The 9837-nt window shown below is 53.4% G+C and carries 8 protein-coding genes; 3 read left to right on the top strand and 5 right to left on the bottom strand.

Annotated features, from left to right (window positions below; translation table 11 throughout):
• Nucleotides 1–384 precede the first annotated feature (384 nt).
• Both APQ99_RS07955 and APQ99_RS07950 read left to right on the top strand, forming a co-directional pair.
• Nucleotides 385–1551 (top strand): glycosyltransferase, encoded by a 1167-nt coding sequence (locus tag APQ99_RS07955; RefSeq protein ID WP_136361048.1) that lies wholly within the window; start codon nucleotides 385–387, stop codon nucleotides 1549–1551.
• A 35-nt stretch (nucleotides 1552–1586) separates the two neighbouring features.
• Nucleotides 1587–2789 carry a glycosyltransferase gene (locus APQ99_RS07950; RefSeq protein ID WP_136361049.1) on the top strand — a complete coding sequence of 401 codons (1203 nt, stop codon included), beginning with the start codon at nucleotides 1587–1589 and terminating at the stop codon, nucleotides 2787–2789.
• 1 nt (nucleotide 2790) lies between these two features.
• On the opposite strand, the gene wecB is transcribed toward APQ99_RS07950, so the two are convergent.
• From wecB to APQ99_RS07925, 5 genes are all read right to left on the bottom strand, one after another.
• Complete coding sequence (wecB, locus tag APQ99_RS07945) at nucleotides 2791–3858, bottom strand: non-hydrolyzing UDP-N-acetylglucosamine 2-epimerase (protein WP_136361050.1); 1068 nt, start codon at nucleotides 3856–3858, stop codon at nucleotides 2791–2793.
• A gap of 65 nt (nucleotides 3859–3923) precedes the next feature.
• Entirely contained in the window at nucleotides 3924–5288 is a 1365-nt protein-coding gene (locus tag APQ99_RS07940) for a nucleotide sugar dehydrogenase (protein WP_136361051.1), read from the bottom strand.
• Entirely contained in the window at nucleotides 5285–6253 is a 969-nt protein-coding gene (locus APQ99_RS07935) for a Gfo/Idh/MocA family protein (RefSeq protein ID WP_136361052.1), read from the bottom strand. The genes APQ99_RS07940 and APQ99_RS07935 overlap by 4 nt, the downstream gene beginning before the upstream one ends.
• On the bottom strand, nucleotides 6250–7335 hold the full coding sequence (locus APQ99_RS07930; RefSeq protein WP_136361053.1) for a DegT/DnrJ/EryC1/StrS family aminotransferase: 1086 nt from the start codon (nucleotides 7333–7335) through the stop codon (nucleotides 6250–6252). Before APQ99_RS07930 ends, APQ99_RS07935 begins: the two co-directional genes overlap by 4 nt.
• Nucleotides 7332–8156 carry a methionyl-tRNA formyltransferase gene (locus APQ99_RS07925; protein WP_136361054.1) on the bottom strand — a complete coding sequence of 275 codons (825 nt, stop codon included), beginning with the start codon at nucleotides 8154–8156 and terminating at the stop codon, nucleotides 7332–7334. Before APQ99_RS07925 ends, APQ99_RS07930 begins: the two co-directional genes overlap by 4 nt.
• A 560-nt stretch (nucleotides 8157–8716) precedes the next feature.
• Between APQ99_RS07925 and APQ99_RS07920 the strand changes: the two genes are divergently transcribed.
• Nucleotides 8717–9811, top strand: a complete 1095-nt coding sequence (locus APQ99_RS07920; RefSeq protein WP_136361055.1) for a DUF4330 family protein — start codon at nucleotides 8717–8719, stop codon at nucleotides 9809–9811.
• Nucleotides 9812–9837: the final 26 nt, after the last annotated feature.

Raw genomic sequence — 9837 nt, 5'->3', positions numbered from 1 at the left:
GAACTTCCGGATTTAGATGAGTTGTTGCTGTGGGCTTCACGTGATCCAAATCCGCATCGACCGCGGTTACGTGAGCAGGTTGAGTCAGGCGAGTTCTGGTAACGAACTCGCCTGACGACCGGGGAAGCACCTGTGTCGATAGCGGCAGCGCTGGAACGGCGACGCACTCACGGCTGTGAGTGCGCCGCCTCGAAGGTATCACACAACAAATCAGCGACTGCCTGCTCCAGCGAACCCAGTCTCCTGAGCTAATCCGCCTCAATTCGGTATAGTCTCCGCTGAGATCCTGCTTCACTCCGTCACTAAACTAGAACAGATGAGCACTCGACAAATCCGCCTGACAATTAGCTAGTTTTTCAAGATCTATTCGGCACGTATTTATACGTGCTGACCTACTACTCATCTGTGCCGAAGCGGGTATTACTAATCGGATATTATTACCCCCCGGAAGGTGGGGTCGGTGCAGTACGTATCGCGAAATTCGCGAAGTATTTGTCGGATAGATTGGATATCCACGTTATTTCCAGCCAACCAAATCAGAACAACCGTCCTTCAGGAGTTTCTGATGAGAGTGGTGCAACGGTCCATAGAGTCAAGAGACCATTTAATGGGGTTGAGAAAAACTTCGACAACATCCGGTGGTCGATTCCAGTTTCACGAAAAATTCATAATCTGCACGATGAGTTCCACTTTGACTGCATCTGGCAAACTGCAAACCCATTTCTCCCCTTAGCCACAGTCCCCTTCTGCAAGAAAATAATTGATACAGACTTCATCGTTGATCTACGGGATTCATGGACGCTTCATCCTTACAACGACTTGACTACGACTTTCGGTCGTCTGTACGAGAAAACTTCGCAGTTTCTTGAACCACGTGTACTTCGAGCTGCGGACGCTGTCACGGTGGCCACAGATGGAATCAGAAACGCATACGCTGACGAATATCCTGAAATAAGTGGAAAGTTGTACACGGTCGAGAACGGATATGATCGGGAGGATTTCCCACAATTGGAGACGAAACCCAGGGATGAGTTCGAGATTGTCTACGCTGGAAAGTTTAGTGACTTCCGAGATCCAGACCCATTCCTGAAGGCGCTTTCTGATATTCAGTCCCAGTACAACGTATCGTTCGTTCACGTTGGTAACCTGGAGGAACATGTCCGGGATTCTATTAAGCGATATGGCCTGAAACAGCACTACGAGTGCACTGGGTACGTTGACCGAAAAGAGGTAGCACGGAGAATTCAGAGAGCAAACCTCGGGTTAGCCGTCTCTGGTGGATCTCCACAGGAGATGACGACGAAAATCTTCGATTATATGGCGTGCAATACGCCGATATTGGGTTGTGGTCCTGATGGGTCAATGATAGAGGTAATCGAACGGTTCGAATTTGGGTACGTAGCTACCAACGAAACAAGCCGAATCAAGAATACGCTTTTAGAAATCATTGAACAACAACCTGAATCTTTAGGTAGTGGGCCATATGCCGAGTACACCCGGGAGAGATCCGCCAAGAAACTCGCAAACGTGATTCGAAATGTTGTTGAATGAACCAACTGCAGTAGTGGTTCTCGAATGAACTCCCCATGAATATCCTCGTTGTCTCACACCTGTATCCGACTCCGGCGGATTCTGTACCGGGAATATTCGTCCACCAGCAGGCGCAGGCACTACAGGAGAGAGGGCACTCAATCAGAGTTCTCTCACCGACCCCGTACGTTCCGAAGGTCCCCCATTTACCGGATCGCTGGGCGCGATTTCGAGATACGCCCAACCAGAGTCAGATTGACGGCATCGATGTCTCCTACCCGAAGTACGTCTCGCTCCCGTCACGCCACACACTCCCCCTCGTCGCGAAAAATGTTCGCCGTACCGTCGACAGCGCCATCTCAAATCTTGAGTCCAGCACGTTCTCCCCTGACGTAATCAACGCCCACGTACCTCTTCCAGACGGCTACGCGTGTCTTCCTACCAGTCGTCGATTGGATATCCCCCTAGTGACGACTGTCCACGGTGCCAGTATTTATAAATCAGCGAAAAATCCGATTTGTCGGAGACAGATTAGAGAGGTCTTTGAAGTGTCAGAGCAGGTCGTTTTCAATAGTGGTGTACTGAAAAGGGAGGCTGAGTCACACTTCTCAAGCCTCTCTAATAGTCAAGTTATTTTTAACGGCATTGAACTGGATGGGGTGAAGTCCGTCCCAAAAGCAAATCTTTCCGAGGTATTCTCGGAGAATCGAATTGTAGTCGCGTCTGTCGGCAACCTAATCAAGAGAAAGAATCACAGTGTTGTAATTGACGCTATCTCGGCCATAGAGGACGACGAACGCCCATACTACTTAATTATTGGAAGTGGCCCAAATCGAGATAGTTTAGAGCAGCAAGTTAAAAGTAAGGGGCTTGAAGGGTATGTTCATCTCACGGGATACGTCCCCGATCACGAGGATGTTCTATCGAAACTGAAAGCAGCAGATGTGATGGCACTCCCAAGTACCGAGGAAGCGTTCGGAATCGCGTACATCGAGGCGATGGCTTGTGGATGTCCGGTAATCGGTTGTGAGGGTGAGGGTCCATCTGAATTCGTCGAGAACGGGGAAACCGGATATCTCATCCCACCGAACAACCCCCAGGCGATCACGGACTTACTGACCGACCTCCTAGACAGTCCATCGAAGGTACAGAAGATTGGAAAGAATGCCAGTGAGTACGTGCGGAACAACCTCACGTGGGCGGAAAACGCACGAAAGAACGAGGAGATTTACCAGTTGGCAATCGAAAAACGCCGCTGAATTATTTGTCGTAACCTTCGAGAACCCCCCGAATCTCTCTAGCTGCGTTCCCATCGCCGTACGGCTCTGCATCGGATGTCGAATGAGATAGATTCGTGAGTGCGTCTTGAATTGCTTCTTGGTTAGCGCCGACGAGAACGTTCCCGCCAGATTCGACCGTTTCAGGCCACTCGGTTTCTTCACGGAGCGTGACACACGGAACATCGAGGAAGAACGCTTCCTTCTGGATACCGCCGGAGTCGGTGACAATGACATCAGCGTTCGCCTGAAGTTTGATGAAGTCAAGGTAGCCGACGGGGTCGATGAGCGTGGCCTCTTCCTCGATAGCATCTAAGAGGCCGTGTTGTTCGAGTCGATTGACCGTTCGAGGGTGCGCAGGAAGAATGACCCGTCGTTCATCTGCGGCAAGTGTCTCTAGAATCGTTTCGAGCCGCTCGCTATTGTCCGTATTTCGAGGACGATGAACCGTTGCAAGAATGTATGGGTCGTCCCACAAATTGAGTTCCTCTAAAACATCTGACTGTGCGACTGCCTTCTCTCGGACACTGAGCAACGCATCGTACATCACGTCACCGGCATTGTACGCGTACTCGTCGATTCCTTCCGACTCGAGATGGTTCATTGCTCGTTCGCTGGGTGCAAAGAGAATATCTGCAGCGTGGTCGGTCAGAACACGGTTTACTTCCTCTGGCATCTCTCGGTTAAAACTCCGGAGGCCAGCTTCGACGTGCGCAAGTGTAACGTCTTCTTTCGAACCAACGACTCCTGTGGCTAGTGTCGAGTTCGTGTCCCCATAACACAGCATAACGTCCGGCTCGTGACGATGCACTAACTCCTCAAGCCCGATCATCATCTCTGCCGTTTGCGTCGCGTGAGAACCAGATCCAACGCCGAGATTGTGGTCAGGCCTTGGGATGTCGAGTTCTTCGAAGAACACGTCCGACATCTCTTCGTCGTAGTGCTGGCCCGTGTGCACGAGAATCTCGTCGTGTTCCTTCCGTAGCTCATTGGAAACAGCGTACGCCTTAATAAACTGAGGTCGCGCCCCGACGACGGAGATGATCTTCATTGTGATACCAAACGTCTTGGTTACGAGTTTCTTATGCTGTTCGATGTGCTCTCAGAGCACGACTGTTACTGCCCCCCACTCCCGATCGTGTACACTCGATGTGGTGTCTCTGCAAGGTTGAGCGATTGTCGGCCGTCGATGACCACCAGTGGGTCAAATCGATTCCACTTGATGTCATCGAACTCCTCCTGGGGAGTGACCATCACCGCAGCATCCGGATTGCAGGCATAGATCTCATCAAGCGGCGTTGGTGTTCCCGGAAATTCGCTGAAGTCCTCGAGAAGCGGATCGACGAGTCGAACGTCCACACCGAGATCAATTAACTGCTCGGCAATCGGGAGTGCTGGTGTCGCTCGCGTCTCTTCAACACCTGGGCGGTATGTGAGCCCAAGTACCAGAACTGTCGACCCCTGCAGCTCTCCGCCTTCTGCTTCGAACTCCTCCTGGAGCTTCTGGACGGCAAACTTAGGCATCCTGTCGTTGATTTCACGAGCCGTCTTGAGCAGTGGCGCGTCTGTCTCGAACGGATGAATGAGGAAGTACGGGTAATACGGAATACAGTGTCCACCGACGCCAGGACCGGGGGTATGGAGGTCGACATACGGTGCGGTATTTGCCGTTTCGAGGGCTTCGTTGACGTCGATTCCGAGCTCGTCAGTGAATCGCGCCAATTCGTTCGCTAGTGCGATGTTCACGTCACGATACAGTCCTTCGAAGAGCTTCACCGCCTCCGCCACCGTGATATCCGATGTCGGGATGACGCCGCTACTGTTTATCTCATCGTAGATGAGCTCTGCAACTGCTGTACTCTCTTCATCAGCACCACCGACGACCTTCGGGTATGACCCACGGATGTCCTTTAGCGCGCGGCCGCTTGCTGTGCGTTCCGGGCAGAACGCTAATCCGAAGTCACCTAGAGAGAGTCCACTCTCTTCTTCGAGGATTGGAAGAACGACGTTCCTGCACGTCTGTGGTGGAACAGTAGACTCAATAATCACGAAGTCACCCTCGTTCAGTCCCTTACCAATCTCTTCACTCACTGCCTCGACGACTGAGAGGTCTGGTCGATTCTGTTCGTCGATAAGCGTTGGCACGATGATAACGTGAACGGTTGCCTCTAACGCGGCTTCGAGTGGTTCCTCCACAGCTTGAAGCTTGCCGGCATCTACTAACTCTCCGACGAGTTCGTCTAATCCTGGCTCCCGGTCGACGTGGCTTTCCCCTCGCTCAATCGATGCAACTACGTCTGGGTCGATGTCCGCACCGATAACGTTCCCGGTGATGTCCCCGTACACCGCAGCAAGCGGGAGTCCCATTTTTCCAAGCCCGTAGACGGCGACCGGAACCTGCCCGCTCGTAAAGGCATCACGAAGCTCTGACCCAGCTCTATCGGCCCCGTATAGCGACTGTGTACCTGCTGTTTCACTCATTTTGAATTATCTTCCGAATTGGCCATTTTTTCGATCTTGTTGACGTACTCGACTGCACGTAGCCCGTCACGACCCGATACTTCCGGTGTTTCATTAGATCGAACTGAGTCAATAAATGAAGATAGCTCGCTCTTCAGCGGCTCCTCGTTTTCCACCATCGGACGTTCCACGATACTTTCGTGCCGGTACCGGACATCCCCATTCTCCTCAATGTACTCTGGGAGCGAATGCCGATAAACCTCAACTGACTGGTCGATATAGTCGACATCGATTCGGCACGAATGCGTGGTAATCGTGAGTGTTCGAACTTTTCGTTGTGTGACGCGACTAGCAGTCAGGCTTCCGATTGAGCCATCTTCAAATTCGAAGTTCGCGGTTGTGTATGCCTCATCGCTGTCGAGTGCAGAAACTGACGAAACGTTCTCGTCAATCAGCCACAGTAGGATGTCGATGTCGTGAATCATCAGGTCCTTCACGACACTGTCGTTCATCGTCCGGTCAAGTGGCGGGCCAAGTCGCTCAGCTTTCACACTGATAATATCGATATCCGGAATAATGTCCTTGAGTGCTACAACCGCTGGATTAAACCGTTCGATGTGTCCAACCTGAATTTGAACATCATTTTCCTCGGCAAGCTCGATTAACTCTTCGCCTTGTTGCTGTTCATCGACGAACGGTTTCTCAACCAGTACGTGGACGCCGTGTTCTATACACTGCTTTGCAATCTCATAGTGATGAATCGTCGGCACAGCAATCGATACAGCGTCAACCCGCGTAAGGAGTTCCTCAAGCCCACGTGGTTTTGTTCCATTTTCCGCTGCCACCTGAGCCGCCTGTTCGTCGTCAACATCATATATCCCGGATAAGCTCGATTCTGGAATCTCACTGTAGACCCGTGCATGATGACGGCCCATACTACCGGTACCGATCACCCCGGTATTGAGCGTCTCTTGTTGACGACTCATTGTTGTGCCTCGTATTCGTGAACTGCTTGCGTGATCGTTTCGATGTCTACTGGTGAGAGGTCAGGATGAACCGGGAGAGAGAGTACATCGTTCGCGACTTCCTCGGCAACGGGTGCACTACACGTAATATCCTCATAGGCTGGCTGCTTGTGAATCGGTGTCGGATAATACACCCCTGTTCCCACACCGGCGTTTTCAAGGGATTCTGCAAGTTTGTCACGGTCGTCAACTCGAACAGTGTACTGGTGATACGAATGCCGGCAACCATTCGGTTCGACTGGTGTAATGAGGTCTGAGTCAGCAAGCCCGCGGTTGAGCAGTGCTGCGTTCGCACGGCGAGTTTCAACGTACTCCGGAAGCCGGTCTAGCTGCACCTGCCCGATGACCGCCGCAATACTGGTCATCCGATAGTTCTGGCCAACTCGGACATGCTCGTATCCACCGTCCACAGAACGGCCGTGATTTGCGAAACTTGCTGCCTGTTCGGCGACATCGTCTCGATCAGTGGTTATCATACCGCCTTCGCCAGTGGTCATGTTCTTTGTCGGATAGAACGAGAAGCAGGCTGCATCTCCGAACGACCCGACTTTCATGTCATCGTATTCTGCGCCGTGAGCTTGGGCTGCATCCTCTACAAGTACAAGATCATGCTCATCTGCGATATCTTGTAACTGCCCTAAGTCCGCAGGGAGGCCGTAGAGGTGGACGGCTAGAATAGCATCTACGTCACGTTGGCGAACGATATCCTCAACCGCTTGCGGATCGAGATTGAATGTCTCCGGGTCGATATCTGCGAATACTGGGGTCGCCCCAGCAAGCCGAATAGCATTTGCACTCGCAACAAACGAGAACGGCGAGGTAACAACTGTATCACCGTTCCCGATCCCGAGTGCTTCGAATGCGGTGTGGAGGGCTGTCGTTCCGTTTGATGTAGCAACTCCGTGTTCTGTCCCACAGAACGACGCAAACTCATCCTCGAAAGATCGAACCTCGGGCCCGTCTGCAATCATCCCGGAGTCAAGAACCTCCTTAACTCGCTGTTTCTCTTCCTCTTTCAATTCCGGTGAAGCAATCGAAATCATTGGCTAAGTACGGATCCCCCGTTATTTTCCCTCCCTTCCGGAGTAGCGACCGGAAGATCCTCGTACGACGTCTTCGTGAGATAGACCTTCTTCCCGTCAATTTTCGTGTATGCCGGCTCAAATGGCGGGAAATCAAGTGCACGAATCATATCATACACTTCTAAGGAACCGTCATTCACGAGCTGTTCTAGTGGTATCCACTTTTCGCCGTCCAAGCTCGTCTTATTGTAGAAATACGTTTTCTCATCAAACTCCGACTGGGGAGTTCGCATCGATTGAACCTCGCCCGAGATAATATTCGGAAGCTGTTCCTCAAACAATTCAATCGAGGCTTGTTCCGCCTTCTTATACAATGACTTTGAGGTGTCTTCCTCAGTGATATCTACGAATTTGCGGGCAACGATATCCCCTTCGTCAACCTCTTCGGACATGAAGTGCAGCGTAGTTCCGTACTTCCAGTAATCGTCGTCGCGTGCGTTCATAATCGCGTGGCTAAACGTATTGCTACCCCGGTACCGGGGGAGTTCTGCTTGATGAAGATTCAACCCTCCCTGCTTTGGATGCTCTAGGAGTTCTGCATCAAGGATTTCGTAATAGAGTACGCTGATAATGTAATCAAGTTCGCACTCGAAAACCTCATTTTCCTCTATAACTGGATACCCGTATTCCTCTGCCTTGGATCGGAGCGCCCCATCCCACCATCCATCATGCCCTTCTGGATGTGTTACAACTGCTTCCACAGAGATTTCGGATTCCTCATGAAGCAGTTCTAGACAGGAACGACTGAGTGGACGGCTCCCGAAAAGCGCTACTGAAACCATATATCAAGGGTGATGTGTTGGTCGCTTAAAACCGTTGATAATCCTCAAAACACCTCTGATACACCATCTGACCTGATCTACTACCGGACTTACGAGACTGTTCCTTCTCGGGAAGACGCAGTCGTTAGTTTTGTGGACAGCCTCGAGAAGACGATTCCGTCTAACCACAATTATTAACCAACATTTCCTGCGCCCCTACCGTTTTTGTTGGTTAATACGCGAATCGACACGCCGAGTTCGAACACGTACCGAGTAGCTCACTCCCGAAGGCGCTCAGCGAAACTTTGGTGATTGCGGGCGTGTTGGGCGTATTAGGGTCCGCTCGCTATAACGTCGAAGGTGGCATCCCAGTCCTCGAGGTGCTGGTAAACACCGTATTCGCGTTTGTCATGCCAAATACACTTTTTTACGACCGAACCGATTTGGTGTCGTTCCAGCATCGTAGTGACGATCTGTTCCAGCAGTCACTGCGACACGGTATCGCTACCGACGAACGCGGTGTTCCGGAATCGTTTAGTTGTCCTGTCGACCAGTTGGGGACAACATGATCGGTGGTCTCTATGGAACTCCTTGACGACGACGGCAACCTCTTCGGCGTCGTCAACGTCGTCGACGCGCTCGTCGTGCTCTTCGTGCTCGCGGTCGTGGCTGCCGGCGCGGCCTTTGCGCTCCAGCCGACGCCGGCGCCCGAACAGTCCTCGACGCACGTGACCCTGGATCTCGGCTCGCACCCGACCCATATCGCCACGGAGATCACCGTCGGTGACACCACGGACGCGAGCGGGAACAGCGAGCTGACGATCACCGACGTCTATCGGGCGCCGGACGACGGCCAGACACGCGTCATCGCCCGCGCAGAACTGCAGGGGACGCCCGGCGACGACAACAGCACAATGTACGCGGGCGCGCCGCTTCGCCTCGGCAGAACCCTCGACATCGCCACCAGCCGGTACAAGGTCAGTGGCGCGATCCAGTCCGTCGGTGCGAGCGAAACGCTCCAAACCGACACGACCGACGTGGTACTGGAGACGACGCTCCCGGCAGTCGACGCCAGTGAGGTGACCACCGGCGACCAGCTTCGCCTGGGTGGACAGGCCGTCGCCACCGTCGAGACGGTCACCACGCACGCCACTAGAGACCCCAACCGGCAGCGCGTGGTGGTCGGGCTCACCCTCGACACGATCACCGAGGGTGACACCACGCGGTTCGGCGTAACGCCGGTGCGACGCGGGAACACCCTCTCGCTTGCACCCGACGCGTACGATCTCGACGGCCGGATTCAGCGCGTCGGCACCCTCGAACAGCCGGGGACAGCCGCAACGCGAACGGTCACGCTTGAGGTCAGCGGGATCCGGGAGCAGTTCGCCCGGACGTTCCACGCGGGCATGACCGAGCGCACCAACGGCACCCCCATCGCCACCGTCACCGACGTGGCTGTCGAACCGTCGACGCTCGTCACGACGGGCGACGACGGCAGCGTCAACGTCGTCGATCACCCGATCAACCGCGACGTGACGCTCACCACCGAGCTTCGGGTGCGGGAGACGACGACCGGGACAACGTTCAACGGTCGCCCGCTCCAGCAGCGGTCGACGGTCGTCCTCAACTTCGACACGACCACCGTCGAAGCGACCGTCGTGAACGTCAATTCATAACACATGCTACACGAACCGGCACAGCC

Origin of the sequence: Halobacterium salinarum DSM 3754 (assembly GCF_008124605.1) — an archaeon.
Classification (GTDB): Archaea; Halobacteriota; Halobacteria; order Halobacteriales; family Halobacteriaceae; genus Halobacterium; species Halobacterium salinarum.
Note: the sequence above shows the minus strand (reverse complement) of the source record. Positions and strands in the feature narration are given on the sequence as shown.